This is a genomic window from Microvirga sesbaniae, from assembly GCF_025460805.1.
In the GTDB taxonomy this organism is placed as follows: domain Bacteria; phylum Pseudomonadota; class Alphaproteobacteria; order Rhizobiales; family Beijerinckiaceae; genus Microvirga; species Microvirga sesbaniae.
In genome coordinates, this window is sequence record NZ_JAMXFJ010000003.1 from 82,208 (window position 1) to 108,536 (window position 26,329).

Annotated in this window: 21 protein-coding genes; 8 read left to right on the forward strand and 13 right to left on the reverse strand. The window is 66.0% G+C overall.

Annotation, left to right across the window (positions count from 1 at the left end):
• Positions 1-30 precede the first annotated feature (30 nt).
• Positions 31-1,710, forward strand: coding sequence for a methyl-accepting chemotaxis protein (locus OCW50_RS05715; protein ID WP_262296766.1), 1,680 nt, complete (start codon positions 31-33; stop codon positions 1,708-1,710).
• Between the two features lie 60 nt (positions 1,711-1,770).
• Here the strand turns inward: OCW50_RS05715 and OCW50_RS05720 are convergent, their stop codons facing one another.
• Genes OCW50_RS05720 through OCW50_RS05730 form a run of 3 tightly spaced genes read right to left on the reverse strand, consistent with a single transcriptional unit; the run spans position 1,771 to position 5,751 of the window.
• Entirely contained in the window at positions 1,771-2,868 is a 1,098-nt protein-coding gene (locus tag OCW50_RS05720) for a DUF2218 domain-containing protein (protein ID WP_315974398.1), read from the reverse strand.
• Between the two features lie 17 nt (positions 2,869-2,885).
• The gene (fhuB, locus tag OCW50_RS05725) at positions 2,886-4,841 is read right to left on the reverse strand and encodes a Fe(3+)-hydroxamate ABC transporter permease FhuB (protein ID WP_262296767.1); all 1,956 of its coding nucleotides are present in this window, start codon (positions 4,839-4,841) and stop codon (positions 2,886-2,888) included.
• A gap of 4 nt (positions 4,842-4,845) precedes the next feature.
• Complete coding sequence (locus tag OCW50_RS05730; RefSeq protein ID WP_262269236.1) at positions 4,846-5,751, reverse strand: iron-siderophore ABC transporter substrate-binding protein; 906 nt, start codon at positions 5,749-5,751, stop codon at positions 4,846-4,848.
• Between the two features lie 533 nt (positions 5,752-6,284).
• On the opposite strand from OCW50_RS05730, the gene OCW50_RS05735 reads away from it, so the two are divergent.
• From OCW50_RS05735 to OCW50_RS05745, 3 genes are read left to right on the forward strand one after another with little or no spacing between them, the layout of a single operon-like run.
• On the forward strand, positions 6,285-8,471 hold the full coding sequence (locus OCW50_RS05735) for a TonB-dependent siderophore receptor (RefSeq protein ID WP_373371313.1): 2,187 nt from the start codon (positions 6,285-6,287) through the stop codon (positions 8,469-8,471).
• Positions 8,465-9,325, forward strand: coding sequence for an ATP-binding cassette domain-containing protein (locus tag OCW50_RS05740; RefSeq protein ID WP_262296769.1), 861 nt, complete (start codon positions 8,465-8,467; stop codon positions 9,323-9,325). Before OCW50_RS05735 ends, OCW50_RS05740 begins: the two co-directional genes overlap by 7 nt.
• Before the next feature lie 57 nt (positions 9,326-9,382).
• Complete coding sequence (locus OCW50_RS05745; protein ID WP_262269195.1) at positions 9,383-11,104, forward strand: ABC transporter ATP-binding protein; 1,722 nt, start codon at positions 9,383-9,385, stop codon at positions 11,102-11,104.
• A 19-nt stretch (positions 11,105-11,123) separates the two neighbouring features.
• Here the strand turns inward: OCW50_RS05745 and OCW50_RS05750 are convergent, their stop codons facing one another.
• The 10 genes from OCW50_RS05750 to OCW50_RS05795 all read right to left on the reverse strand — a co-directional run bounded on the left by OCW50_RS05750 (position 11,124) and on the right by OCW50_RS05795 (position 21,488).
• Positions 11,124-11,594, reverse strand: coding sequence for an opioid growth factor receptor-related protein (locus tag OCW50_RS05750; RefSeq protein WP_262296770.1), 471 nt, complete (start codon positions 11,592-11,594; stop codon positions 11,124-11,126).
• A gap of 43 nt (positions 11,595-11,637) precedes the next feature.
• Positions 11,638-12,489 (reverse strand): sulfite exporter TauE/SafE family protein, encoded by an 852-nt coding sequence (locus tag OCW50_RS05755; RefSeq protein WP_262296771.1) that lies wholly within the window; start codon positions 12,487-12,489, stop codon positions 11,638-11,640.
• 78 nt (positions 12,490-12,567) lie between these two features.
• Positions 12,568-13,293, reverse strand: a complete 726-nt coding sequence (locus OCW50_RS05760) for a DUF1028 domain-containing protein (RefSeq protein WP_262296772.1) — start codon at positions 13,291-13,293, stop codon at positions 12,568-12,570.
• A gap of 12 nt (positions 13,294-13,305) precedes the next feature.
• A complete protein-coding gene (locus tag OCW50_RS05765; RefSeq protein ID WP_262269191.1) occupies positions 13,306-15,099 on the reverse strand; it encodes a gamma-glutamyltransferase family protein in 1,794 nt (597 codons plus the stop codon).
• A 28-nt stretch (positions 15,100-15,127) separates the two neighbouring features.
• A complete protein-coding gene (locus tag OCW50_RS05770) occupies positions 15,128-16,003 on the reverse strand; it encodes an ABC transporter permease (RefSeq protein WP_262269190.1) in 876 nt (291 codons plus the stop codon).
• Entirely contained in the window at positions 16,000-16,947 is a 948-nt protein-coding gene (locus OCW50_RS05775; RefSeq protein WP_262269189.1) for an ABC transporter permease, read from the reverse strand. The genes OCW50_RS05770 and OCW50_RS05775 overlap by 4 nt, the downstream gene beginning before the upstream one ends.
• A gap of 77 nt (positions 16,948-17,024) precedes the next feature.
• The gene (locus OCW50_RS05780) at positions 17,025-18,524 is read right to left on the reverse strand and encodes an ABC transporter substrate-binding protein (protein WP_262296773.1); all 1,500 of its coding nucleotides are present in this window, start codon (positions 18,522-18,524) and stop codon (positions 17,025-17,027) included.
• Between the two features lie 42 nt (positions 18,525-18,566).
• Positions 18,567-19,664, reverse strand: coding sequence for an ABC transporter ATP-binding protein (locus OCW50_RS05785; RefSeq protein WP_262296774.1), 1,098 nt, complete (start codon positions 19,662-19,664; stop codon positions 18,567-18,569).
• The gene (locus tag OCW50_RS05790) at positions 19,664-20,722 is read right to left on the reverse strand and encodes an ABC transporter ATP-binding protein (RefSeq protein WP_262296775.1); all 1,059 of its coding nucleotides are present in this window, start codon (positions 20,720-20,722) and stop codon (positions 19,664-19,666) included. Before OCW50_RS05790 ends, OCW50_RS05785 begins: the two co-directional genes overlap by 1 nt.
• Entirely contained in the window at positions 20,712-21,488 is a 777-nt protein-coding gene (locus tag OCW50_RS05795) for a FadR/GntR family transcriptional regulator (protein WP_262296776.1), read from the reverse strand. The genes OCW50_RS05790 and OCW50_RS05795 overlap by 11 nt, the downstream gene beginning before the upstream one ends.
• A 308-nt stretch (positions 21,489-21,796) precedes the next feature.
• Here OCW50_RS05795 and OCW50_RS05800 point away from each other — a divergent pair, with 308 nt between their 5' ends.
• From OCW50_RS05800 to ntrB, 4 genes are all read left to right on the forward strand, one after another.
• Positions 21,797-22,429 (forward strand): ANTAR domain-containing response regulator, encoded by a 633-nt coding sequence (locus OCW50_RS05800; protein ID WP_262296777.1) that lies wholly within the window; start codon positions 21,797-21,799, stop codon positions 22,427-22,429.
• Positions 22,426-23,727: a CmpA/NrtA family ABC transporter substrate-binding protein gene (locus OCW50_RS05805; RefSeq protein WP_373371326.1), complete on the forward strand. Its 1,302-nt coding sequence runs from the start codon at positions 22,426-22,428 to the stop codon at positions 23,725-23,727. The genes OCW50_RS05800 and OCW50_RS05805 overlap by 4 nt, the downstream gene beginning before the upstream one ends.
• 380 nt (positions 23,728-24,107) lie before the next feature.
• Positions 24,108-25,400, forward strand: coding sequence for a CmpA/NrtA family ABC transporter substrate-binding protein (locus tag OCW50_RS05810; protein ID WP_262269182.1), 1,293 nt, complete (start codon positions 24,108-24,110; stop codon positions 25,398-25,400).
• Positions 25,401-25,419: 19 nt separating this feature from the next.
• On the forward strand, positions 25,420-26,322 hold the full coding sequence (ntrB, locus tag OCW50_RS05815; RefSeq protein WP_262296779.1) for a nitrate ABC transporter permease: 903 nt from the start codon (positions 25,420-25,422) through the stop codon (positions 26,320-26,322).
• The last annotated feature ends 7 nt before the right edge of the window (positions 26,323-26,329 follow it).

Below are 26,329 nucleotides of genomic sequence, written 5' to 3' on the forward strand. Positions count from 1 at the left end.
TCCTCAGTGCTGAATAAGGTTACATTGTCCATGAAGATCATGGCACTCGTCGCCGTGATCATCGTCGCGACCGCCGGGACCATGTGGTTCGCGGCCTCGCGACAGGTCTGGTCCGATCTGGAGGCGCAGCAGCAGCAGAAGGCCGAGCAATACCTGCGCAGCCTTTCTCTGGTCTATGCCGCCCGGGTGTCCGGCGCCGAGGCCAAGATCGAGCAGGGACGGGTCGCCCGCGTCGTGAGCCCCTCGCTGGCCGAGTTCAAGGACTTCGCGGTCGTCGACGATTCGGTGTCCTATGTCGGCGGGAACGCCACGATCTTCACCTTCGACGCAGCTCAAGACGCGTTCATCCGCCGCGTGACGACCGTGAAGAAGGAGAACGGCGAACGGGCGGTCGGAACGGCGCTGGCTCCCGACAGCCCGGCCCAGGCTCATGTCCGCCGGGGAGAGGCCTATTATGGCCCGACCATGCTCTTCGGTACTCGGTTCTACACCGCCTATCAGCCGACCTTCGACAAGGCCGGCAAGGTCAACGGCATTCTTTATGTCGGCGTGCCGGTTGCCGATCTCCATGACGCATATTCTTCGACGATGGCGATGCTGACGATCGCAGCCGGTGTGACTGCCGCTCTCGCGTGCATCGGCGCCCTGCTGATCGCCACACGCCTCTTCCGGCCCCTGAAGGAGATCACTCTTCGTGTCGAGAGGCTGGCAGAGGGTGACCTGGACAGCGCCATCGGCCATCAGGATCGCGGCGACGAGATCGGTGCGGTGGCCAAGTCCCTGCAGGTCTTCAGGAACGCCTTGATCGCGCAGCGGCGGGCAGACGAAGCGGCGGCCCTGGAGCAGGAGGCCAAGACGCGTCGTGCTCAGATGCTGGACGAACTCACGCAGCACTTCGAAGGGAAGGTCTCGTCCCTGACCCGACGCCTGTCCGTCGCCGCATCCGACCTGGAGACCACCGCCCGATCCATGACGTCGGTTGCCGACAAGGCTACGCACCAGTCCGTGGGCGTCGCATCCGCCTCGCAGCAGACCTCCGCCAACGTGCAGACTGTCGCGGCCGCAACGGAGGAGCTGTCGATCTCGATTCGAGAGATCTCCGCCCAGGTCGCTCAGTCCTCGGGCATTGCGGAGCGAGCCGTGACCGACGCGCAGCGTACCAACGGAATCGTGCAGATGCTCGCGGGCTCCGCCGACAAGATCGGTCACGTGGTCCAGCTCATCAACAGCATTGCGTCCCAGACCAACCTGCTGGCCCTGAACGCGACCATCGAGGCTGCCCGCGCGGGCGAGGCTGGCAAGGGCTTCGCCGTGGTGGCCTCCGAGGTGAAGGAACTCGCCAACCAGACGTCGCGCGCCACCGAGGAGATCTCGGGCCAGATTGCCAGCGTTCAGCAGGTGACGGCCGAGGCCGTGCAGGCCATCCAGGCGATCGCCGGCACGATCGGCGAGATGTCCCAGATCTCGGTGGCGATCGCGGCCGCCATGGAAGAGCAGGGGGCTGCCACGGCCGAGATCTCGCGCAACGTCCAGGAAGCGGCCCGCGGCACCGAGGTCGTCACCGGCAGCATTGGGGAGGTTCGCCGGGCTGCTGGAGACACGGGAGCGGCTGCAACCCAGGTCCTCGCGGCTGCCCAGGAGCTGGCGCGGCATTCCGCCAGCCTCGGACAGGAGGTCGATCACTTCCTGTCCGGGGTCAAAGCGGCCTAAGCTCTCCTCGCATTCGCCGTCAAAGAGAGCCGCCGCGGAAGGATCTGCCGCGGCTCTCCGTCAATGCTCGACCTGATCGGCCGAATGGCCGGCGCGCCAATAGGCGACGACCTGGTGCTCCGAGGTCGGCATCTTCCATTCCTGGCGCAGGAGCCTCTTGAGGCATCGGCAGCTCTTCTGCTCGCAGCCGGCCCAGATGAAGCGGCGGCTCCCATCCGAGGGCACGACGATCGCCCGCAAGGCGTCCTCGATGAGCGACGTCGTTCCCGCGGGAGCTCCGTTCCGGTGCATCCAGCGGATGTCCAGCGCGGCCATGGAGCGGAGGGGCTGCTCCTCGCAGGCGTCGGCCACCTCGAGCAGCACGGTGGCTTTGCAGTCGGCGGGGAGCTCCGCCAAGATTCGGCTGATGGCCGGAAGGGCCGTTTCATCTCCCGCGAAAAGGTACCAGTCGGCCGGGGGCAATTCGCCGCCGCCAGGACCCAGGATTCCGACGACGTCTCCCGGGCGCGCCTGTGACGCCCAGGTCGACCCGGGCGTGCTGTCGCCTTCATGCAGGACGAAGTCGATCTCGATCTCGCTGCGCGCCACATCGATCTCGCGGATCGTATAGATCCGCATCACGGGTCGATCCTCCCCGCGCGGCCAGACGGGCCGACCATCTTCTCCCATGACGGGCCATGACGGAGCACGCCCCATGTGCGGAGGAAACAGCAGCCGAACATGCATCCCGCCTGTGGCAAAACGTGCGAGATCCCGTCCCTTGAGGCGCACGCGGCGCATCCGTGGCGTCACGTTGATCGCGCCGACCACCTGCATCTCCCGAAAATACGGGAGCGGCGTTCCGGCCTGGCCATCTCCCTCCCAGGCGATGCGCGGGCTCTCTCCCTCGACGAAGCCGAGGATGTGCTCCGCAAGGCTCCATTTGACATAGGCGAGACCGGTCGGATCGAGTCCTTCCGCAAGGAGGTAGAGAACGCTGTCGCGCGCCTCCACGGATGCAACGCCGTAGTCGAACTCCACTCTGGCGGAGCGTGCGGACCGGTCGACCCGTCCATGTTCGACGAAATGCTCGCAGAGCTTGTCCATGATCTCAACGGGGCATGCGAGCGTGACTGAGGCTTCGGCACGGAGGGAGGTCGATGTGGTCATATGGTCCATGGGCGGTTGGGCTCCATCTATCGGTTCCGGTGCAGGAGCCAGATCAGGTAAGGTCCCCCGATGAGTGACGCGAAGAGACCCAGCGGGACTTGATACGGGAAGGTCACGATCCTGGAGAGCCAATCGGCCCCGATCATCAGGCCTGCGCCGATCAGGACCGCCGCCATGGCCTGGTGGCGCGCGCGGCCGAAGCCGATCAGCCACGCCATATGGGGAGCGACAAGGCCGACGAAGCTCAACGGGCCGACGACGAGCGAGGAGGCGGCCGTCAGGCCGGCGGCGACGAGGGTGAGCGCCCCCCGGCTCGCGCGGACCGGCAATCCGATCGCACGCGCCTGATCGGGGCCGAGAGGCATGATTTCAAGCCATCGGACCATCAAAGGCAGGAGGCCGAGCAGGAATGCCGCCACCGTGACGGCGATCGTGGCCTCACCCCGGGTGATATGGTTCGTCGAGCCGCTGAGCCAGGCCAGGAGCTGGAAGGCGCGAACGTCGCCCGTGATCATTGCTGCGCTGACAAGGGCGTTGCAAAGCGCTCCGACGGCGAGGCCGCCGAGCAGGAGCCGTTCCGGATTTCGGTCCTGGCGATTTGCGACGAAAAGGAGCGCACCCAGCACGACGCCGACGCCCAGGGTCGCCCCGGCCAAGCGGGTGCCCATAGGGGCGTTCGATACCGTGAAGAGAACCGCAGCGAGCCCGATGCCCGCGCCGGCGCTCACGCCGAGGACTTCCGGACTTGCGAGAGGGTTGCCGGTCATACGTTGAAGGATCATGCCGGCGGCGGCCAGCATCCCCCCGGCGGCCGCGGCAGCAGCGATGCGAGGCGCGCGAAACGGAAGAAGGTCGGTGAGAAGCTGGCCGGTCGCCAAGTTCCAGCCGTCCGGTCCGCGCCCGACGAGCAGCGCCAAGGTGGTCATGGCGACGACAAGGAGCGTGAGCACCGCAAGCACGGGGGCCGGATACGCGATGCGCCGCGTGGGCGCGGGCTGCCCGGAAACCGGTGCCTGGCGCGACAGGTTGAGCCTTGGCAGCAGGTACAGGAGAAGCGGTCCTCCGAGGAGGGCCGTGGCGGCTCCGGTCGGCACCATCTCGGCCGATCCATGGGCGGCAAGTTGAACGAGTCCGTCCGTGAGCCACAGGATGACGGCGCCGATGAGCGGTGCGGCCACGAGAGTGTCGCGCTGGGTGCGGGCGCCGCCGAGCCGGGCGAGCGTCGGGGCCGCGAGCCCGACGAACCCGAGCACGCCGACCTCAGCCGTGACCGTGGTGGCGAGCCACACGGCGACAGCGAGGGTCGCAAGGCGCAATGCCGGAAGATTGACCCCGAGGCTGCGCGCGCTCGCGTCGGCGAGACCGAGAAGCTCCAGCGGCCGGATCAGAAGAAAACACGCCACGGAGGAGAACAGCAGTGTGACGGCAAGGGCCTGGGCCGGGCCCCAGCCTTGCTGGGTCAGCGAGCCGCTGCCCCAGATCAGGAGCGACATCATGTACTCGCCATGGGCGAGGATCAGCGTCGCACTCAGGGCCATGGCGATGAGAGACACGACCATACCGGCAAGAACGATGGTGATCGGCTCGAGTCCTCGCCGCCAGCTCAGGGCCATGAGCATGATCGCGACGGTCAGTCCGCCGACAAGAGCGACGGCCTCGCGCGACGTGTCCATGAGCGCGGGCGCGAACAGGGTGGCGGCCGTCATGGCGAATTGCGCCCCTGCTGAAATGCCGAGCGTCGACGGGTCGGCGATCGGATTGCGCAGGATCTGCTGCAGGAGGGCTCCGGACAGCCCGAGCGCGGCGCCCGACAACAGGGCAACGACCGCACGGGGGAGCACACTGTTGAAAAGAAGGATGCTGTCGAGATCGAAGCTCTGTCCGCTCGCCAGAGGGAGAAGGCGCAGGATCTGATACGCGCACAATCCCAGGGCGACGGCAAACACCGCGAACCATGCCAAGGTGAGCGGCCGATGCGTCATGCCGTCAACCAACGCCACCTCCGGCGCCGACGAGCGCGCCGGTCAGGAGACGCGCGAAACGGCGGGCCGCCGGAAGAGCGCCGAACGGGTTGACCGGTGGGAGCGCCACGACCCGCCCCTGCCGGACCGCCGGAAGCGCCTTCCACAGGGGACTGTCGCGCAGGGTGCCGTGCGCATCGGGAGGGATCGGAGAAACGATGACGATCCAGGCCTCGGGCATCTCGGCGAGAGCCTCGAGGGGTACCGGTGCCGCGGCGGCATAGCTGGTGGGCTTCGCCCATGCGTTCCTCAACCCAAGGCGCTGGAGAACGTCGCCGAACATGCTGTCATGGCCGAACGCCCTGAAGTGCCGGGCATCCCCCAGGTTGATGAGGAAAACGGATCGTGCGGTTCTCTCGGCAAGGCGGCGGCTGGCCTGCGCCAGCTCGAGGGACGCGGCATCGAGAGAGGACCGTGCCTGCACCTCCCGACCAAGCCGTTCGCCGAGCGCCATCGTGATCTGCTCGGCCGGTGCGTAGGGAGGGCGGCCGGGCTCGTAGACCGCGTAGGACGCCACGGGAGCGATCGTTTCGAGACGGTCCTGGATCCACGAGAACCAGTGCGAGCTGACGATCAGATCCGGATCGGACAGGCGCAGCATCTCGAAATTCGGTGAGCCGCGAAGACCCAGATCGGCAACGTGAGACGGCACATCCGGCTCGACGGCGACTTTGCGGAACTGGACGAGTTCGGTGGCGGCGACCGGCGTCACATCCAGGGCGAGCAAGGTCTCGAACATGGCCCAGTCCAGAACGGCGACGCGCTGGCGCGGCCGTGCTCTGACACCGCCTGCGAGGGACGAACCGATCGCGGCTCCGAGAAAGCGGCGTCGGCTCACCGTGAAGGCATTGTGACGGGAGGCGGGATGCATCGGCATGCGGCGAACCTGAACTCTCAAAGCTTGATCGGGTCGAATAATTTACTTCGAAATGACATTCTATACTTGCGTGGTTTAGCTCGCATAGGCTGATGACTTGACGCGGGGCTGTGTCGCGACGCGAAGCGCGAAGATCCGACCCGGCCGAGCAGCGCACGGGCGTCATGAACCGCGGCCTCGCTCCCGTCAATACATTTGTTCTGAAAACGTCAGTAAAACTATGAAGTTAGAATGATTCAAGACTGGCCCTTCACGGGCCTGTGCCTCTGCTTCCCTCGGTCGCGCGGTGCTGCAGCGCTCCGTCAGACACCTCCGGGAATGGCCGCATTGTCTGACGCCGCGACCCTAGACAAGATGGTAGTTTAGATCAATTTTAAATAGTATAGCATGAGTTTAAAATCTTTCTAAGTTGCTGTTTAGAGTATTTTTAAAACATAATTCTTGCCACAACTCAGTGGAACACATAGTCAGGCGACCGGGCCAGCGATCCCTCGATTGCGCCTGCATGGGAGACCCGGAGGTCTCCCATGCGATCGAAACCCCTGGGGACATCCATGAAGCGTCGTTGCGTATTGAGTATGGGGGTGAGCCTGGCCTCGCTCGCCATGATGGTGGCGTCGAGCGAGCAATCTGCGGCCCAGACCCGGCCGTCGTCAGGCGAGATCACCCTTGAGATGGTGACCGTCGAAGGGCAGGGCGGGAGCGCCACCGGGCCTGTGAACGGCTATGTTCCCACGCGCACCGCGACAGGCTCCAAGACCGACACGCCGATCGAGGAAATTCCGCAATCGGTGTCGGTCATCGGCCGCGAGGAACTGGAAGATCGCCAGGTCCAGAAGGTCGATGAGGCCCTCCGGTACACCGCGGGCGTGTTCGCGCAGCCTTACGGTCTGGATTCGGATACCGATTGGTTCTTCATTCGTGGCTTCGATGCGGGCCAGACCGGCGTCTTCCTGAACAACCTGCCGCTTTATCAATATGGCTTCGGCGGGTTCTATATCGACCCGTTCGTGCTCGAGCGGATCGAGGTGCTCAAGGGTCCGTCTGCGGCTCTCTATGGCGGATCCTCGATCGGCGGCATCGTCAATCTCATCAGCAAGCGTCCGACGACGGAACCGCTGCGCTACGTGGAGACGGGCGTCAACTCGTGGGGCAATGGCTATGCGGCCTTCGATTTCGGCGGCGCGCTCGACAAGGACAGGATCTGGTCGTATCGCCTGACCGGCAAGATGTCCGGCGGCGGCTGGGAAACGGAGAAGGCCGATGACTTCCGGGGCGTCATCGCGCCGGCGCTCACGTTCCGTCCCGACGCGGGCACGGAACTCACCGTGCTGGCGTCCTACCAGCATATGGACCTGATGCACACGGGTGGGTTCCTGCCTTATGTGGGCACCGTGGTGCTGGCGCCGTTCGGACGGATCTCCCGACGTTTCTACTACAGCGAGCCCGACATCGATCTCTATCGCCGCGAGCAGGCGATGATCGGCTACGAGTTCGAGCACGCGGTCGACGATGTCTGGACGCTGCGGCAGAACTTCCGGTACGCGCATACGGATTCGAAGGAACGCGGACCCTATCCCTTCGGCTATCTCGGAGGGGCGCCGGCCGGTCCGGATTTCCTGCTCTTCCGGGTCGGCTTCAATCACCACACGGTGGTGAACACGCTGTCGCTCGACAATCAGGCGGAAGCGAAGTTCGGCACCGGTCCGCTCGATCACACGCTGCTCCTCGGCCTGGACTACAAGTACTACAATATCGACCAGATCCAGGCGTCCGGCGGCGGCACGCCGATCAGCCCGGTGAACCCGCTTTATGGAGCGCTCCAGGGCCCGACGGTTCCCTATCTCGATCAGGACCTGACCGTGAATCAGGTCGGGTTCTATGCGCAGGACCAGATCCGCTACGGCGCCTGGATCGCGACGCTGAACGGGCGCTACGATCACGTCTCGACGAAGAGCACGGACACGGTCGGCGCCGCCAATTACAGCGACGAAGCGGGCGAGTTCAGCGGACGCGTCGGGCTGGGCTACGAACTCGCCAACGGGATGACGCCCTATGTCGCGGTCTCCCGCACCTTCAATCCAGTCATCGGCGCCGACTTCTTCGGTCAATCCTTCGCGCCCGAGACCGGACGGCAGGTCGAGGTCGGACTCAAGTACAAGCCGGCCTTCGCCGATGCCTTGATCACGGCCTCCCTGTTCGATCTCACGCGTCAGAACGTCAACACGACCGATCCGGAGCATTCATTCTTCGAAGTCCAGCTCGGCGAAGTCCGATCCCGCGGCTTCGAGCTCGAAGCGCAGGCCAACATCACGTCCGGGCTGAAGGCGATCGCGGCTTTCACGGCCTACGACATCGAAATCACCGAGGATACCAACCCGTTGCTGATCGGCAACCGCCCGAACGTCGTCCCGGAGATCCTGGCATCCGGCTGGCTCGACTACACGGTCCAGGACGGTTCGTTCAAGGGACTCGGCTTCGGTGCGGGTGTCCGCTATGTCGGATTCTCGTATGCCGACAACGAGAATAGCCTGAAGGTGCCCGCTGCGACCGTCTTCGATGCCGCCATCCGCTACACCCGGGACAACTTCACGGTGGCGCTCAACGTCAACAATCTGTTCGACAACGAATATGTCTCGTCCTGCGACACGCAGTACACGTGCAACTACGGGGCCGGGCGTGTCGCGACCCTCAAGGCGAGCTACAAATGGTGATCGATGGGGCGCCGCGGCAGGGCGTCCGCACCGGCACGCTGGAGCCGGGGAAGGATGACGGGCGCGGATCCCGCGTCGAGATTCCGTCCTTCGCGCTGACCGACGTGAGCTATGCCATCCCAGGGCGTACCCTGCTGCATCCCCTCACGCTGACCCTGCCCGGTCGGCGCGTCACCGGATTGATCGGTCACAACGGTTCAGGCAAATCGACACTGATCAAGCTGCTGGCCCGCCAGCAGGCGGCTTCCGGCGGTTCGATCGCGTTCGAAGGGCGAGACCTGACCCAGTGGGGCGAGCGGTCCTTCGCGAGACAGGTCGCCTACCTGCCGCAGCAGACGCCGTTGGCCTCGGGCATGCTCGTCAAGGAACTCGTCGCGCTGGGGCGCTATCCGTGGCATGGCGCTCTGGGCCGCTTCGGAACGACCGACCGCCGGAAGGTGAGCGAGGCCATGGCGCTCGCCGATGTGGAAGCATTGTCCGACCGTTTCGTCGACACTCTCTCCGGAGGAGAGCGGCAGCGGGTCTGGTTGGCCATGCTGGTGGCGCAGGATGCCCGCTTCCTGCTTCTCGACGAACCGATCTCGGCCCTCGATGTCGCCCATCAGGTCGAGGTGCTCGCGCTGGTCCGGCGCCTCTCACGCGAGCGTGGCCTCGGCGTGGTCGTGGTCCTCCATGACGTCAACATGGCGGCTCGCTTCTGCGACGAGATCCTGGCCCTTCGGGCGGGACGGCTGGTTGCCCGCGGCGCCCCGGGCGAGATCGTGACGCCCCGGCAGTTGCAGGCGATCTACGGTATCGCCATGGAGGTGTTTCCCCACCCGTCGACGGGCCAGCCGGTGAGCTTCGTCCGTTGACCGCGCCTCAAAGCGGGCGCTTGCTCTCTCCGGCCGGGGGCGGTAGCTAATCCTGCCATGCGACCGCTGCTCCATCGCTTTTTTGCCTATTACAGACCTCATCGCCGCCTGTTCGTGCTGGATTTCTCCTGCGCTGTGGCCTCGGGGCTGCTCGAGCTCGGCTTTCCGATCGCCGTCAAGCTGTTCATCGATACCCTGTTGCCGACCGGCCAGTGGGGCCTGATCGCGCTCGCCTCGGCGGTGCTGCTCGCCGTCTATGTCCTCAATGCCGGGCTGATGGCGACCGTGACCTACTGGGGCCACATGCTCGGCATCAACATCGAGACCGAGATGCGGCGCAAGGCCTTCGACCATCTCCAGAAACTGTCGTTCGGCTTCTTCGACAACCAGAAGACCGGGCATCTCGTGGCGCGCTTGACCAAGGACCTGGAGGAGATCGGCGAGGTCGCCCATCACGGGCCGGAGGACCTCTTCATCGCCGTGATGACACTGGTGGGCGCGTTCATCCTGATGTTCACGGTCAATGTGAAGCTCGCCCTCATCACGGCACTCGTGGTCCCGCTCACCGCCTGGCTCACGACCCGCTATGGCGGCCGCATGACCCGGAACTGGCAGGCGCTCTACAGCCGCGTCGGTGATTTCAACGCGCGCATCGAGGAGAATGTCGGGGGAATCCGCGTGGTTCAGGCCTTCGCCAACGAGGATCACGAGCGGCGGCTGTTTGCGGTCGACAACCAGAGCTATCGCAGAACGAAGCTGGAGGCCTACCGCATCATGGCGGCCTCCACGTCGCTCAGCTACTTGAGCATGCGCCTGATCCAGATGGTGGTCATGATGGCCGGCAGCTATCTGGTGCTTCGAGGCGAGCTGAGCGCCGGCGGCTTCGTCGGTTACCTGCTTCTGGTCGGTGTCTTTTTCCGGCCGATCGAGAAAATCAACTCGGTCATCGAGACCTATCCGAAGGGAATTGCCGGCTTCGAACGCTACATCGCCTTCCTCGATACCCGGCCGGATATCGCGGACCGGCCGGGCGCGAAGGACGTCGGCAAGCTCAAGGGCGACATCCGGTACAGGAATGTCCGTTTCGGCTATGACCTGGATCGCAGCATCCTCGACGGTCTCGATCTTTGCATCCGTGCCGGCGAAACCGTCGCTTTCGTCGGTCCGTCGGGCGCAGGCAAGACGACCATCTGCTCGCTGCTGCCCCGGTTCTACGAGATCGACGAGGGTGAGATCACCATTGACGGGATCGACATCCGCGACATGACCCTCCGTTCCCTGCGCGGCCAGATCGGCATCGTGCAGCAGGATGTGTTCCTGTTCGCCGGCACGATCCGCGAGAACATCGCCTATGGCCGGCTCGAAGCGACGGAGGCCGAAATCCTGGAGGCCGCCCGGCGGGCCCGGCTCGACGAGGTGATCGCCTCCCTGCCGAACGGCCTCGACACGATCATCGGGGAGCGGGGCGTGAAGCTGTCGGGCGGCCAGAAGCAGCGTCTCGCCATCGCCCGGATCTTCCTGAAGAATCCGCCGATCCTGATCCTCGACGAAGCCACGTCGGCCCTCGATACGCAGACCGAGCGGGCGATCCAGCAGGCGCTCGGCGAATTGTCGAAGGGGCGCACGACCCTGGTCATCGCCCACCGCCTCGCCACCATCGTGAACGCGGACCGCATCGCCGTGATCGATCGTGGCGTCATCGTGGAACAGGGCAGCCACGACGAGCTCCTGTCGAAAGACGGGATCTACAAGCGGCTGAGCGCGGCGCAGTTCGCCTGAAGCGAGACGATCCGGACGGTCAGGAGCCTGCTGCTTCGGACCAGTATGCGAGGCTGCGCCCGTTGACGGGCGAACCTGCCGCGGCGTTCATGTCAAGGACGGCGCTGTGAAAGCGCCGCGCTGCGCTCTGGCCGACGAGCAGCCTCAGGCTATGGATGATCCGGGTGATGCGCAGGTGATTGTGATCGAACGTGGTCAGCCACCAGCCCGTATCCCGATAGAAGCGGAGCATCCGTTCGCTTGCCCGTTTCAGGGTATCCTGCGCTTGCCCGTCGGCCCTGATCGCATCGATCTCGGCCTGGGTGAGGATGGGCGCTCCCGGTTGGGCGCCGCTGCGGGTCGGAAGCGGAAACAGCCACTGGATATAGTCGTGCACCTCCTCCAACCGCTCGTCGGAAAAGTCGAGCACGTCGGCTGCGAGGCGTCCACGACCGTCGCGCCCGGTTCCGGCCAGGAAGGCGAGGAGAGGCGCGGCCGTTGAGCTGCTCATTCCTTGACTCCGGTTCGAGAGGAGAGGGCGGTCATTCGCTGGCTCAACCAAGAAGGCTGGCGGCGAAACGCGCGCAGACCAGGAGCAGGAAAACCCCGAATGCCACCTCGAGGCGGCGCTTGGACAGCCGGTGCGCCAGGCGCGCGCCGATCGGGGCCATCCAGGTGCTTGTGGGGATGAAGAGCACCAGACCCAGAAGCGACACGTAGCCCAGTGCCAGCGGCGGCTGGAAGGCGATCACGTTCGGGTAATCGGCCATATGGGGCCAGCCGGCATAGATGTACCCGATGGCGCCGGGAATCGAGATCAGAATGCCGAGCCCCGACGAGGTCGCGACCGCCTGGTGGATCGGGCGATTGTAGAAGGTCATGAACAGGTTGGAGAGCTGACCGCCGCCGATTCCCATCAGGGCCGACAGAACGCCGATGATCCAGCCGTAGACTACCATGATCGGCTTGGCCGGCATGTCGAGGCCGAAGCGCCAGGTGTCCTTGCCGAAGAGCAGACGGATGGCCGAGATGCCGGCCACCACGACGAACACGGTCTTGAACAGGTCTGCCGGGGCGTAGCGGGCGACGATGCTGCCGACGATGACCCCGAGCACGACGGGCACGGCCCAGACCCGAAGGATCGACATGTCGACGGCGCCCTTGGCCTTGTGAGCGTTGAACGAGCGGATCGAGGTCGGGATGATGATGGCCAGCGAGGTGCCGACGCAGAGAGGCATGCGCACCTCCTCGGGCACCTCCAGGATGCGGAAGAGCTCGTAGAGGATCGGCACGGCGACCGCGCCGCCGCCGACGCCGAAAACGCCGGCGAGCAGCCCCGTGATGGCGCCCGCGGCCAGGAGCGCCACCACCAGCCAAGCGAGATCGAACAGGGGAATGCCAAACATCGAGAAGTCCATCGCAACGGAGTGAAAGCGCCGTAGGACCGGTTTGATCCTGGGCAGGGAGGCGAATTCAGGCCCGCCCTATGCTGAGGTGTTTGCCGCGAGCCGTTCCTGGTACGCGCGTGCCCGCTCGTCGATCCAGGATCGATCCGTGATGCCGGCGGGGTTGCTGCGGGTCGCCATGGCGTCCATGAAGGCGAGGAAGCGTTCATGGGCAACCCTGTAGAGGCGGCGCAGTTCGTCCAGGGGCTCCGGGTGGTCGTCTACGCGCAGATCGAGCACGGGATAGGGCTCGTCGCGCCAGATCCTGATGGCGGCCGATTGTTTGCCGCGCTTGTCGCCGCCCTGGGCCTGACCCGCGTCCAGGGCCGTCATGAGACGGTCCGCGAAGGTCAGGTCCAGGCGCCGCTTGTACGTCTCGAGCGTCGCCTCGATGACGGCCGGGCCGGCCAGCATGTTGCCCGCCACGGAGACGCCCTCATCCGTAAGGTGACCGCACCAGTCGATGCAGTCCTCTCCCGTATGGGCCGCCGTGCGCCCGGCCCGGTCGATGACGTGAAGCTGGCGCGAGCCGCGGCCCGGATCCTGAGCCGTGAGAACGGCCACGATCTCCTCGGCGCTCCGGCCCTCGGCCAGGAGCCTGATGCCGTCCGTCCCGTAAAGAGGGTTCACGAGCGCCTGCGTGGCGAGAGCACCGATGCGGGCCGCGCCGTGGGGACACAGCGCCCCCACGGCGAAGAACTTCGTGGTCACCGCAACGCCGAAGGCGCCGGTCTCGGGATCCTTGGCGATGATCGACCATGTCATGGCGTGTTCTCCTCAGCGGCCGACCGCATAAGCCTGCATGAGACGGGGCGTCGCCGCCCCGTGCAGCAGGCCATCCTTGTCGCGGCTGGCGGCCACAAGGCGCCCGACCGTCCAGGCCGGCGCCACCTCGACCTCGTGCCCGCGCGCCCTCAGGTCGTCGAGCACCTCCGCCCCGTAGGTCTCCTCGGCCATGAGGTGACCGGGCTTCTGCTCGCGCGGATAGAACGAGGAGGGGAAATGTGCCGTGTGCGACATGGGCTGGTCGATCGCCTCCTGCAGGTTCAGGCCGTGATGCGCATGCCTCAGGAAGAGGAGGAGCTGCCATTGCTCCTGCTGGTCGCCGCCCGGAGAGCCGAAGACCATGTAGGGCTCGCCGTCCTTCTCCGCGAGGGTCGGGGTGAGCGTGGTCCGCGGGCGCTTGCCCGGGGCGAGGCTCGCAGGCAGTCCCTCTTCGAGCCAGAACATCTGGGCGCGCGAGTTGAGCATGAAGCCCAGTTCCGGGACGACCGGCGAGGATTGCAGCCAGCCGCCCGACGGCATCGCGGCGATCATGTTGCCGAAGCGGTCCACCACGTCGATGTGCACCGTGTCGCCCTTGCGGGCCGACCGCATGGACTGGAGCGTCGGCTCTCCGCCGGACACCTTCCTGTCGGTCGTCGACAACTCGCGCAGCGCCTCGAGGGTCCGCTCCACCTGGGCCTCGTAGCCCTCGACCCGGCCGGGCCGCAGCTCCCGGGAGGCCTTGTCGGTGATGAGCTTCCGTCTTTCGTCGTTGTAGGCATCGGACAAAAGGGTACCGATCGGCACGTCGACGAAGTCGGGATCGCCGTAATAGGCCTCCCGGTCGGCAAAGGCGAGCTTCATGGATTCGACCACCGTGTGAATGAACTCGGCGCTGGTCGGGCCCATGGCGGCGAGGTCGAAGCCCTTCAAGAGGGCCAAGGTCTGCAGGAAGACCGGTCCCTGGCCCCAGGGGCGGATCTTGTTCACGCGGTAATTGTGGTACTCGTAGGTTTGCGGCGCATCGTAGGATGCCTGCCACTGGGCCATGTCGTCGGCGGTGAGGACGCCGCGATGGCGCGAGCCGCTCTGGTCCATGGCCTCCGTCCTGCGCACGAAGGCGTCGATGGCCTCGGCCACGAAGCCCTTGTAGAAGGCGTTGCGCGCGGCCTCGATCTGCGCCTCCCGGTCGCTGCCGCGGGCCTCGCCTTCCCGGATGATGCGCTTCCAGGTATCGGCGAGCTGCGGGTTGCGGAAGAGCTGACGGGGTTTCGGCACCTCGCCGCCGGGCAGGAACACGGCCGCCGAGGTCGGCCACTCGGTTTCGAAGAATTCCTTCAGCCCCTTGATGGTGTCCGATACGCGAGGCAGCAGGGGGTGTCCCTGCTCGGCATAGTAGATGGCGGGCTCCAGCACGTCCCGCAGCGACAGGAGGCCATGGTCGCGCAGGAGCAGCATCCAGGCGTCGAAGGCGCCGGGCACCACCGTGGCGAGAAGGCCGTTGCCGGGGATGAGCTTGAGGCCTTCGTTCTTGTAATGCGCGATGGTGGCGCCCTTCGGGGCCGTGCCCTGGCCGCAGAGCACCTCGACCTTCTTGGTCTTGGCCGAATAGAACACGGCCGGCACCTCGCCGGACGGCCCCACGAGATGCGGTTCCACGACCTGCAGGACGAAAGCGGAGGCCACGCAGGCGTCGAAGGCATTGCCGCCTTTCTCGAGCATCGACATGCCCGCCGCGGAGGCGAGCCAGTGGGTCGACGTGACGATGCCGAAGGTGCCGAGGATCTCTGGGCGTGTCGTAAACATGTCTGTTATCCGAAGTTGGCGGAGATTGTTATTGTTCGCGGGGATCGAGCGCGTCGCGCAGGCCGTCGCCGAGAAGGTTGAATCCGAGCACGATCAGGAAGATCGCCGAGCCCGGGAAGATCGACATCCACGGAGCCTGGTCCATGAAGTTCTTGGCCGTGTTGAGCATGGAGCCCCAGGAGGGATTGGGCGGCTGCTGGCCGAGGCCCAGGAACGAAAGGCTGGCCTCCGCGATGATGGCGGTCGCGATGGTGAGCGTTCCCTGGACCAGGATCGGAGGCAGCACGTTCGGCAGGACGTATCGCGCCATGATCCAGAAATCCGGCAGGCCGATGGCGCGTGCGCCCTCCACATAGTCCTCCGCCTTGACGGTCAGAACCTGCCCGCGGGTGAGACGGATGAAGATCGGCATGGCCGACAAGCCGATGGCGATCATCGCGTTGGTGAGGCTCGGCCCGAGGAACGCCGCCAGGGCAATGGCGAAGATCAGGAAGGGGATCGCCAGCATGGCATCCGTGGCGCGGGAGATCGCCGCGTCGATCCAGCCGCCGAAATAGCCCGCCACGAGGCCGAACGGGACCCCGAGCACGATGGCGATGGTCACGGAGACCACGCCCGCCATGATGGATGCCCGGGCCCCCCACAGCATGCGGGAGAGAAGGTCGCGCCCGAGCTCGTCCGTGCCGAACCAGAACAGGGCCGAGGGTGCCTTGCGGATGCTCGTGAAGCTCGGCTTGACGGGATCGTACGGTGCGAAGTACGGGCCGACCAGGGCGACGAGCACGAAGAACAGGACGATGACGGCGCCGAGCACGGCGCTCTTGTTCTTCAGGAACTTGGCCAGGACGCGGCTGCGCTTCTTCGGCAGTGCGACCTCGTCGGCGATTACGGCTGTGGCGGTCATGCGGCGTGCCTCAGGCGGGGATTGACGAGAACGTAGAGCACATCGGCGAGCAGGTTCATGAAGATGAAGCCCACGGCCGTGCAGAGCACGACGCCCTGCACCACCGCGTAGTCACGGTTGAACACGGCGTCGACGATGAGCTTGCCGAAACCCGGGATCGTGAAGATCTGCTCCGTGAGAACCGCGCCCGCGAGAAGCTCGCCGAACAGGAGCGTGGACAGCGTCACGATGGGAACGAGCGCGTTGCGCAGGGCATGCTTCAGGATGACCTTGCGCGACAGGAGACCCTTGGCGCGGGCGGTGCGGATGTAGTCGGACCGCATCACGCCCAGCATGGCGCTGCGGGTATGGCGCATGAGGCTCGCGGCCAAGCCCGTGCCGAGCACGAAGGCCGGCATGAGCATGGTCTTGATGTTGAGCCACAGATCCTCGGTCGGCGGCACGTAGCCGGAGGCGGGCAGGAGCTTCCAGCGGACCGAGATCAGCATGATGAGCATGATGCCGAGCCAGAAATTGGGAATCGACAGCCCGGACAGGGCAATGACGTTGGCCGTGTAGTCGACGGTCGTTCCCTTCTTCACGGCCGAGATGATCCCCGTAGGGATGCCGATGGCCAGGGCCACGATCATCGCCATGATGGCAAGCTCGATCGTCACCGGGAGCTTGCTCATGATGAGGTCGAGCACCGGGATGTCGGTGCGCAGCGAGATTCCGAGATTCCCCGTGAGCGCCGAGCCGATCCAGGCGAAGTACTGGACGGGGATCGGATCGTCGAGGCGGTACTTCTCGCGCAGATAGGCGAGCACCTGCGGATCGCGCTCTTCGCCCGCCATGGTGAGCACCGGATCGCCGGGCAGGAGCTTCTGCAGGGCAAACACCAGGAGCGACACGATGATCAGTGTCGGGATGGCAATCAGTATTCGTCGTCCGATGTAGCGCAGCATCAGCTCGTGGAACCCGTATCGAGGAAGGGCAGGGGCGTGCCCGGTCTTTCAGCCGGGCACGCTGTTCTCGGATGGCCTCAGGAGGCGAACTTCACGCCCTTCAGGCGGATCATGCCGTCGGGATAGGGCTTGAAGTTCTGAACTTTCTTCGTGTGAACGAAGGGCCAGGGCTGGTAGTAGGTGTAGATGATCGGCAGATCCTGCTTCAGGATCTCCTGAGCGGAGTCGTAGAGCTGCTTGCGCTTGGCCTCGTCGTTGGTGACGCGGGCGTCGTTCAGGAGCTTGTCGACCTGCTCGTTGCAGTAGCGGCCGTCGTTGAGGGCACCCTTGCAGGTGACGAACGGATGGATGTTGCCGTCGGGATCGACGCGGCCGGACCAGCCGATCACGTTCACGTCGAAATTGCCCGCCTGGGCTTCCTTCTGCATGGCGGCGAACTCGGTCGGACGCAGCGAGATGTCGAAGCCCGCCTCAGCCGCCATGGCCTGGATGATCTCGGCGATCTGCTGGGCGGTCGTTCCGGTGCCGAAGGTCAGCTCGAGCTTCACCCGGTCCACGCCGGCCGCCTTCAGGAGCTGCTTCGCCTTGGCGACGTCGCGCTCGTTCGCCTTGAACTTCGGATTGTTGTACGGGCTGGCCTCGGGGAAGGGCTGGCCGGCGGGCGGATAGATGCCCGCGCCCACGACTTCGTTGATCACGTTGCGGTCGATGGAGAGCTCCAGCGCCTGGCGGACGCGCTTGTCCTGTCCGAGGGGCGTCTTGGAGCGCTCGCCGTTGTTGGTGTTGATGGTCAGGCCCTGGTAGCCGATGCCGGAGACCGGCGCGAAGACGAGGCTCGAGTCGCCCTTCACGGCCGGAACGTCGCTCGGCGCCAGGCGTTCCAGCAGGTCGAGGTTTCCGGAGCGCAGGTTCGCGAGACGAACGGTCGTATCCGGGATCGGCTGGAAGATGACGCGTTCGAAGTTGTAGTTCTTGGCGTCCCAGTAATCGGCGAACTTTTCCAGCACGATGCGGTCGTTCTGCACGCGCTCGACGAACTTGTAGGGGCCCGAGCAGACGGGCTTCTGGCCGAAATCGGCCGAGGCCAGCGCCTTCGGCGACATGATCATGCCGGCGCGGTCGGAGAGCTGCGACAGCAGGGTCGCATCGGCCCGGGAGAGATTGACCTTCACGGTCAGGTCGTCCACGGCCTCGACATTGTCGACCGAGGTCAGCTCGCTCTTGCGAAGCGAGTCCGGCAGGGTGCGGGCGCGGTCGATATTGGCCTTCACGGCCGCCGCATTGAGGGGTTCGCCATCGTGGAACTTCACACCGGGGCGGAGCTTGAAGGTGAGCGACTTGCCGTCGTCGCTCCAGCTCCACTCCGTGGCGAGTTCCGGCGTGAACTTCAGGTCGGGCGTGATGTCGACGAGCTTGTTGCACAGGGACGTGAACACGATGCGCCCGACGAAGGTGCGCGCACGGTGCGGGTCGAGCACGTCGGGATCCTCGTTCAGGCCGATGCGCAGGGTCTGGGCGGAGGCTGCGGTGCTCATCAGGAGCCCGGCCGCCACGGCAAGGAGCAGTCTCTTCTTCATTCGGTTGTCCTCCAATCGTCCTCTGGGAGTCGTCCTCTGGATTCAGGCGCTCGTCGCGACGGGCTTATCCTGCCGTTCGCGCCAAGTTCGGTAGAGCGCGAGACGCCTGGCAAGCGCCGGGCTCGGCGGTGCGCTGATGGAGCCGGCGCCGGCGCCCTGGATCTCGCGCCAGAAATGGCACGCCACCTGCCGCCCGTCCGTCGCCGTTTCGAGAGCAGGGTGCTGCTCCTTGCAGACCGCGCGGGCATGGGGGCAGCGGGTGTGAAAGCGGCAGCCCGAGGGCGGCGCGGCGGGACTCGGAACGTCCCCCTGCAGCAGCGCCTTCGGCTGGCGGTTCGTCGGGCTCGGGATCGGGATCGCCGCGAGGAGCGCCTGCGTATACGGATGAAGCGGATTGTCGAACAGGGAGTCCGTGTCCGACAATTCCACGATCTCGCCGAGATACATCACCGCGACCCGGTCGCTCATGTGGCGGATGACGGCAAGGTCATGCGCCACGATGACGAGCGTGAGGCCGAAGCGGTCCTTCAGGTCTTCGAGCAGGTTGATGATCTGCGCCTGGATCGACACGTCCAGCGCCGATACGGGCTCGTCGCCGACGATCAGCTTCGGGTCGCCGGCAAGCGCCCTGGCGATGCCGATGCGCTGGCGCTGGCCGCCGGAGAACTCGTGCGGATAGCGATCCGCATGGGTCGGAAGCAGGCCGACCGTGCGCATGAGATCCGCGACGCGCTCCCGCTTCTCGCGGCCCTTGGCGAGGTTGTGAAGCCAGATCGGTTCGGCGATGATGTCGCCCACGTTCATGCGCGGGTTCAGGGAGGCGAACGGGTCCTGGAAAATGATCTGCAATTCGCGCCGGAGCCCGCGCAGTTCGCCCTTGCCCAGCTTGACGATCGAGCGGCCCTCGTAGCGGACGTCGCCCTCCGTGGCCTCGATCAGTCGCAGCAGCAGGCGTCCCAGGGTGGACTTGCCGCAGCCGGATTCGCCCACCACCGAGAAGGTCTCGCCGCGCCGGATGCCGAGCGACACGCCGTCCACCGCACGGACGACGGTCGGCGAGGACAGCAGACCGCCGCCCCCGAAATGCTTCTTGAGGCCGATGCCTTCGAGGATGATGTCGTCTGAGGGCACCATGCTCATCACGCGGCTCCGCGGTGAAGTTCGAGGGGGGCGTACCAGCACCGGGCCTGGTGGCCGGGCTTGATCTCGGCGAGGGGCGGGGGATCGTTGGCGCAATGGCTGTCCGAGAAGGGGCAGCGCGGCGTGAAGCGGCAGCCCTTGGGCATCAGCTCCGCCGGCGGCACCGTGCCGCGGATCGTGGCGAGGCGCCCCTGGCGACGGCCGAGCGAGGGGACCGATCCCATGAGGCCGATAGTGTAGGGATGCTGGGGGTCCTCGAAGATCGCGTCCACCGGGCCGCTCTCGACCACCCGTCCCGCATACATCACGGCCACCTCGTCGGCGACCTCGGCCACGACGCCGAGATCGTGGGTGATGAGGATCATCGCCGTGCCGGTCTCCTCCTGGAGGCGGCGGATGAGGGTGAGGATCTGGGCCTGGATCGTCACGTCGAGGGCGGTCGTGGGCTCGTCCGCGATGAGAAGCTGCGGATCGTTGGCGAGCGCCATGGCGATCATGACGCGCTGGCGCATGCCGCCCGACATCTCGTGCGGATAGGCGCGCAGTCGCTTTTCAGGAGCCGGGATGCGCACCTTCTTCAGCATGTCGAGCGCCCGCTCCATGGCCTCGGCCTTCGAGACCTTGCGGTGGCGGGCGATGCCCTCCGCGATCTGGTCGCCGATGGTGAAGGCCGGGTTGAGCGAGGTCATCGGCTCCTGGAAGATCATGGCCATGCGGTCGCCGCGCAGATCTGCGCGCTCGCGCTCGGTAAGGGTGAGAAGGTCCCGGCCGTCGAACCGGGCCGATCCGGCGACGATCCGGGCCGGCGGCGTCGGCAGAAGGCCCATCAGGGCCAGGGACGTCACGCTCTTGCCGCAGCCGGACTCGCCCACGATGCAGAGCGTCTTGCCCTTGCTGACGGAAAACGAGACGTCGTCGACTACGTTCACGCCCCTGGGCGCCCCGTCGAAGCGCACGGAGAGCCCCTGGACCGCGAGCAGCGGCGGCTCAGCCGCACGGGCGGCATTGCCCGAAGCGTGAACCTGCGCGGTCGAGTGTCTGGCCGCTTCATGTCCCATGGCGAATCTTGTCCTTGTTCTTGGCCGTCTCGGGGAATGTCGGAATATGTCCGTCGATGCGGTCGGGCAGGGGAGTCGTCATCACCTTGAGGAGACCGTCCCGGACCGATTCGAGATGCTCGCGCATCGCCTGCTCGGCCGCGTGGGCCTCGCGCTGGGCGATGGCGGCGATCACGCGGCGATGCTGTTCGACGTAGATCTTCTGGCGCTCGCTCGACCGCGCCCGCTCGCGCAGGATCTGCCAGGTCGTATCCTGGCGGATGCGGTCGACCATGTCGAAGATCGCTAAAAGAAGGGAGTTGCCGGCCGCCTCCGCGATGGTGCGGTGCAGGGCGCTGTCCCAGAGCTCGCGCCCGTCGGCGTCCGAACTCGAAGCGGCCTTCTCGGCCAGCCGGAGAAGACGCTCGATGTCGCCGTTCGTGGCCCGCATGGCTGCGAGCCGGGCGAGGGCGGGTTCGATTTCCAGCCGCACGTCCATCACCTCGAGCGGATGGGTGCGCTTGGCCAGCTCCTCCAGGTTGGTCGGGGTATGGGCCGGGCGCGGACCCAGGAAGGTTCCCTTGCCCTGGTGGCGCCAGATCCGTCCCTCGGCCTCGAGGACCTCGAGGGCCCGCCGCAGTGCCCGGCGGCCGATCCCGATCTGTGCCGCGAGAAGCCGCTCGGACGGAAGCCGCCGGTCTCCGTCGAGAGAGCTGGCGTCCAGGAGAGCCCGTAACCTCCCCAGGGCGAAGTTCGAACTGTCCAGCAATGAATCGACGTCTGTCATGGCGAGCGGGCCCGTGCGAACCAAACTTGCTGTTGGTACCCTATGGACGATCCGATGTTGCGCGGCGCCCCGTTTCAACGAAACAAGGCTAGCCCAGAGCCGAACCAATTTGCAACTGGTTCAGTGATGGTTCCTTAGTCAAAGAGCGACCGCCCTTTGACCACGGGGGCTGTTCGGGACCTTCGGCCCCGCGGGAGGCTTGGCCTTCAGGTGCCTAAACTTTGCGCAGGAACGGGCGGGTCGCCGGAGACCCGCCTATGGCGTGCCGCTTGGCCCGAAACTTGCATCTGCCTCCCGGTTGGATGGGCATGCGCAGCGAGAGCTTCCAGGACTTGACCAGAGACACACACACCGGTCAGCGGCCGCTTCGCGTTGCGATCATCGAGGAAAACGGCATCAGGGCGGCCATTCTCGTCGACGGCCTGCGCGAGGCGGGCATCAATGACGTGGAGGTCATCGACACGATGACCAACATGCTCCGGCGCCTGAGCACGGTCGATCCCGACGTGATCATCATCGGGATCGAGAATCCGAGCCGCGACGTCCTGGAGCAGATGTTTCAGGTCTCCAAGCTCGTGTCGCGTCCGGTGGCCATGTTCGTGGACCGCTCCGACGGGTCCATGATCCAGGCGGCCGTCGAGGCGGGCGTGTCGGCCTATGTGGTCGACGGCCTGCGCAAGGAGCGGGTGAAGCCCATCGTCGACATGGCGGTGAGCCGCTTCAACGCCTTCGACCGCCTGCAGCGCGAACTACTCGAGGCGCGCAGCGAGCTGGCATCCCGCAAGGTGATCGAACGGGCCAAGGGCATTCTCATGAGAACCAGGCAGCTTTCGGAGCAGGAGGCCTATGGCCTCCTTCGACAGACCGCCATGAACGAGAAGCGCAAGCTCGTCGACATCGCCCAGAGCGTCGTGACGGCGGCTTCCCTCCTGGAGAAATAAGCGTGTTGAATGTGGAACAGGCGGCGAGCGGCCCCATGCGCCAGGCCGGATCCGTGAACGAGACACCCTCGGGCACGAAGGGGCGCCGGGTCCCGGAGCGTCTCGTCCGGGTCGGGTTCATCCCCCTGGTCGACATGGCGGTCCTGGTCGCCGCCGCCGAGCAGGGCTTTGCCCGCCGCGAGGGTCTTCGCCTGCAACTGGTCAAGGACGTGTCCTGGTCCAACATCCGGGATCGCCTGGCGTTCCGCCAGTTCGACGTGGCGCACATGCTGAGCCCGATGCCGATCGCGTCCCAGCTCCACCTCGGGTCCAACCCGTATCCGTGCTTCACGCCCTTCGCGCTCGGGCGCGGCGGCAACGCGATCACGCTCTCGGTCGATCTCTATCGCGAGATGCAGGGGGTCGCCGGGCTCGACGGATCGGAGGACGCGCTCACCAACGGGCTGGCGCTCAAGCAGGTGGTCGAGCGGAGACGGCAAACCGGCCGGAAGCCCCTCGTCTTCGCCATGACCTATCCCTTCTCGTCCCATAACTACGAGTTCCGCTTCTGGCTCGCGGCCGCAGGCATCAATCCCGACGCCGACGTGACCATGACGGTCGTGCCGCCTCCGCTGACGGTCGATGCCATGACGGCGCGCGCCATCGACGGGTTCTGCGTCAACGCGCCCTGGAACATGATCGCGGTGGAAAAGGGCGTCGGTCGCATGGTGGCGACCAAGGCGGACATCTGGCCCTCCGCTCCCGAGAAGGTCCTGGGCGTCAGTCCGGAATGGGCGGAGGAGAACCCCGAGACCCTGTCGCGGCTCGTGGTGGCGCTCGATGCCGCGGCCCGATGGTGCGACGAGAGGCGCAACCACGGCGACCTCGCCGACATGATGGCCCGTCCCGACCATGTGGGGGCTCCGTCCGAGATGATCCGGCGGCTTCTCTCCGGCCAACTGACGATCGACCCCGACGGCAGAACGCGGCAGGTTCAGAGCTACATGACGTTCCACGACCGGAACGCCAATTTCCCCTGGCTCAGCCAGGCCCTGTGGATCTACAGCCAGATGGTCCGCTGGGGGCAGGTTCCCTACGACGAGGCGGGTTTGGCCCGGGTTCGCGCCGCCTATCGCCCGGAGGTGTACCGGCGGATCCTTGCGGCTTCGAGCGCGTCCGTCCCCGCCGGCGACAGCAAGGTCGAGGGCGTGGCGACGGAGCCGTTCATCGACGGGCGTCGCTTCTCGCCCGATGACATCCCGGCTTATGTGGCAGGCTTCGACATTCGGAACGGCCTCGGGTCCGGGGTTGCCGAATAGGCATTGCACCGCACACAACACAGGCGCAGTGCACAAATTATGACCTTGAGCACAATATGGGCAGTCTGTACCTTTTCTAAGTGAGAGACGGGCAGGACAACGAGGTCCGGGTCCCTCTCGACGAGGCCTGTCAACGATGACGGGCCGTTGATGCCTCTCGAAGGCGTTTCCCGACAACGACGTCGCCGGATCAGCTGTACCCGCGCCTGTGCGGCCTTCAGTTCATCTCGCGGCGTTTTTTGCGTTTCAGCCGGGTCGTGCAGACCCGGCAACAGGCGATCCGCGTCCGATCGAGCCTCGCGGCTTCCGGCGGATCGGCCACGACGAGGTTTCAATCGGTCCCGTCCGCGGGAGCTGACGACAGGAACAGGGGAAGCACGATGCCGACACCGAAGTTCACACGCCGAGACGCGCTGCGCGGAGCCGGCGCCGCCCTGACGCTCGCCGCCGCGAAGGCCGCCTTTCCGGGCGGCGCGTTCGCCCAGAGCGCCGAGCCGGAGACGAAGTCGGTGAAGCTCGGCTACATCGCCCTCACGGACGCGGCCGCCCTGATCGTCGCCAAGGAAAAGGGCTTCTTCGCCAAGCACGGCCTGCCCGACGCGGAGGTCCTGAAGCAGGCCTCCTGGGGTGCGACCCGCGACAACCTGGTGCTGGGCTCGGAGGCCAACGGCATCGACGGGGCGCACATCCTGACCCCGATGCCCTACCTGATCTCGACCGGCAAGGTGACGCAGGGCGGCGTGCCCACCCCGATGTACATCCTGGCGCGCCTGAACCTCGACGCGCAGGCGATCTCGGTCGCGGCCGAGTACAACGGGCTCAAGCTCGGTCTCGATTCCTCGCCCCTGAAGGAAGCCTTCGCGAAGAAGCGCGCCGCCGGCGGAGACCCGAAGGTCGCCATGACCTTCCCGGGCGGCACGCACGACCTCTGGATCCGCTACTGGCTCGCCGCCGGCGGCATCGATCCCGACAAGGACGTGTCCACCATCGTGGTGCCGCCGCCCCAGATGGTCGCCAACATGAAGGTCGGCACCATGGACGCCTTCTGCGTCGGCGAGCCCTGGAACGCGCAGCTCATCAACCAGAAGCTCGGATACACGGCGGCCAACACCTACGAGCTCTGGAACAAGCATCCGGAAAAGGCCCTCGGGCTGCGGGCCGCGTGGGTCGACAAGCACCCGCGCGCCGCCAGGGCGCTGCTCATGGCCGTCATGGAGGCGCAGGCGTGGTGCGACAGGCTCGAGAACCGCGAGGAGATGTGCAAGATCGTCGGCACCCGCGCCTGGTTCAACGTTCCGGTCGCCGACATCCTGCCGCGCCAGAAGGGCGAGTACGATTACGGCCTCGACGGCAAGGTGGTGAAGGACTCGCCGGGCATCATGAAGTTCTGGCGCGATCACGCCTCCTTCCCGTTCAAGTCGCACGACCTCTGGTTCATCGCCGAGAACATGCGCTGGGGCAAGTTCGAGACGAACACCGACGCAAAGGCGCTCGTCGACAAGGTCAACCGGGCCGATCTCTGGCGCGAGGCCGCGAAGACGCTCGGCGTCGCCGCGGGCGACATCCCGGCGAGCGACAGCCGCGGCAAGGAAGCCTTCTTCGACGGCAAGGTCTTCGACCCGGAGAACCCCCAGGCCTATCTCGCCAGCCTGCCGATCAAGCGCATCGCTTAAACCCTCGGAGAACCGGCTCATGGTCCATTCCGCCCGCGTCCTCGCTCTCCCGAACCCGAAGCCGACGCCGCCCGTCTCGAAGGCGGCGCTGTACCCCCTGGCGCCGAAGCCCGTCGGCGTTCCCGCGCGAGCCGTCCGCATCGGCAGGAGCATCGTCGCGCAGCTGGCCGCCCCGGTCCTGACCATCGCGTTCCTGCTTATCCTGTGGCAGATCCTGGCGTCGAGCCCCACCTCGGCCCTGCCGAGCCCGCTCAAGGTGATCGACGACAGCTGGGAGATCATCGTCAATCCCTTCAAGGTCGGCAACGGCATCGACCAGGGCCTGTTCTGGCATGTGACCGCATCCCTGGTCCGCGTCGGCTACGGCTATGCGCTCGCGGCCGTCGTGGGCATCGGGTTCGGCGTGCTTCTCGGCCAGTCGACGCTCGCCATGCGCGGTCTCGATCCGGTGTTCCAGGTGCTGCGCACCATCCCGCCGCTGGCCTGGCTGCCGCTGTCCCTGGCGGCCTTCCGCGACGGGCAGCCCTCCGCCATCTTCGTGATCTTCATCACCAGCGTCTGGCCGATCCTGATCAACACCTCGGTGGGCATCCGCAACATCCCGCAGGATTACCGCAACGTCGCGAAGGTCCTGCGCCTGTCGCCGATCGAGTTCTTCATCCGCATCATGGTGCCGGCCACCGTGCCGCACATGTTCACCGGCCTGCGCATCGGCATCGGCCTGTCGTGGCTCGCCATCGTGGCGGCCGAGATGCTGATCGGCGGCGTCGGGATCGGGTTCTTCATCTGGGACGCGTGGAACTCCTCGCTCATCTCCGACATCATCGTGGCCCTGGTCTATGTGGGCGTGGTCGGCTTCCTGCTCGACCGCTCCATCGCGGCCGTCGGCCATCTGCTCACCCGCGGCACCGCCGCGCAGTAAGGAGGCG

Bases quoted from the DNA above. Each gene is read 5' to 3' on its own strand.
- OCW50_RS05715 (WP_262296766.1), top strand. From the start codon at position 31: ATGAAGATCATGGCACTCGTCGCCGTGATCATCGTCGCGACCGCCGGG.
- OCW50_RS05720 (WP_315974398.1), bottom strand. From the start codon at position 2,868: ATGGACCATATGACCACATCGACCTCCCTCCGTGCCGAAGCCTCAGTC.
- fhuB (WP_262296767.1), bottom strand. From the start codon at position 4,841: ATGACGCATCGGCCGCTCACCTTGGCATGGTTCGCGGTGTTTGCCGTC.
- OCW50_RS05730 (WP_262269236.1), bottom strand. From the start codon at position 5,751: ATGCATCCCGCCTCCCGTCACAATGCCTTCACGGTGAGCCGACGCCGC.
- OCW50_RS05735 (WP_373371313.1), top strand. From the start codon at position 6,285: ATGCGATCGAAACCCCTGGGGACATCCATGAAGCGTCGTTGCGTATTG.
- OCW50_RS05740 (WP_262296769.1), top strand. From the start codon at position 8,465: ATGGTGATCGATGGGGCGCCGCGGCAGGGCGTCCGCACCGGCACGCTG.
- OCW50_RS05745 (WP_262269195.1), top strand. From the start codon at position 9,383: ATGCGACCGCTGCTCCATCGCTTTTTTGCCTATTACAGACCTCATCGC.
- OCW50_RS05750 (WP_262296770.1), bottom strand. From the start codon at position 11,594: ATGAGCAGCTCAACGGCCGCGCCTCTCCTCGCCTTCCTGGCCGGAACC.
- OCW50_RS05755 (WP_262296771.1), bottom strand. From the start codon at position 12,489: ATGTTTGGCATTCCCCTGTTCGATCTCGCTTGGCTGGTGGTGGCGCTC.
- OCW50_RS05760 (WP_262296772.1), bottom strand. From the start codon at position 13,293: ATGACATGGTCGATCATCGCCAAGGATCCCGAGACCGGCGCCTTCGGC.
- OCW50_RS05765 (WP_262269191.1), bottom strand. From the start codon at position 15,099: ATGTTTACGACACGCCCAGAGATCCTCGGCACCTTCGGCATCGTCACG.
- OCW50_RS05770 (WP_262269190.1), bottom strand. From the start codon at position 16,003: ATGACCGCCACAGCCGTAATCGCCGACGAGGTCGCACTGCCGAAGAAG.
- OCW50_RS05775 (WP_262269189.1), bottom strand. From the start codon at position 16,947: ATGCTGCGCTACATCGGACGACGAATACTGATTGCCATCCCGACACTG.
- OCW50_RS05780 (WP_262296773.1), bottom strand. From the start codon at position 18,524: ATGAAGAAGAGACTGCTCCTTGCCGTGGCGGCCGGGCTCCTGATGAGC.
- OCW50_RS05785 (WP_262296774.1), bottom strand. From the start codon at position 19,664: ATGAGCATGGTGCCCTCAGACGACATCATCCTCGAAGGCATCGGCCTC.
- OCW50_RS05790 (WP_262296775.1), bottom strand. From the start codon at position 20,722: ATGGGACATGAAGCGGCCAGACACTCGACCGCGCAGGTTCACGCTTCG.
- OCW50_RS05795 (WP_262296776.1), bottom strand. From the start codon at position 21,488: ATGACAGACGTCGATTCATTGCTGGACAGTTCGAACTTCGCCCTGGGG.
- OCW50_RS05800 (WP_262296777.1), top strand. From the start codon at position 21,797: ATGCGCAGCGAGAGCTTCCAGGACTTGACCAGAGACACACACACCGGT.
- OCW50_RS05810 (WP_262269182.1), top strand. From the start codon at position 24,108: ATGCCGACACCGAAGTTCACACGCCGAGACGCGCTGCGCGGAGCCGGC.
- ntrB (WP_262296779.1), top strand. From the start codon at position 25,420: ATGGTCCATTCCGCCCGCGTCCTCGCTCTCCCGAACCCGAAGCCGACG.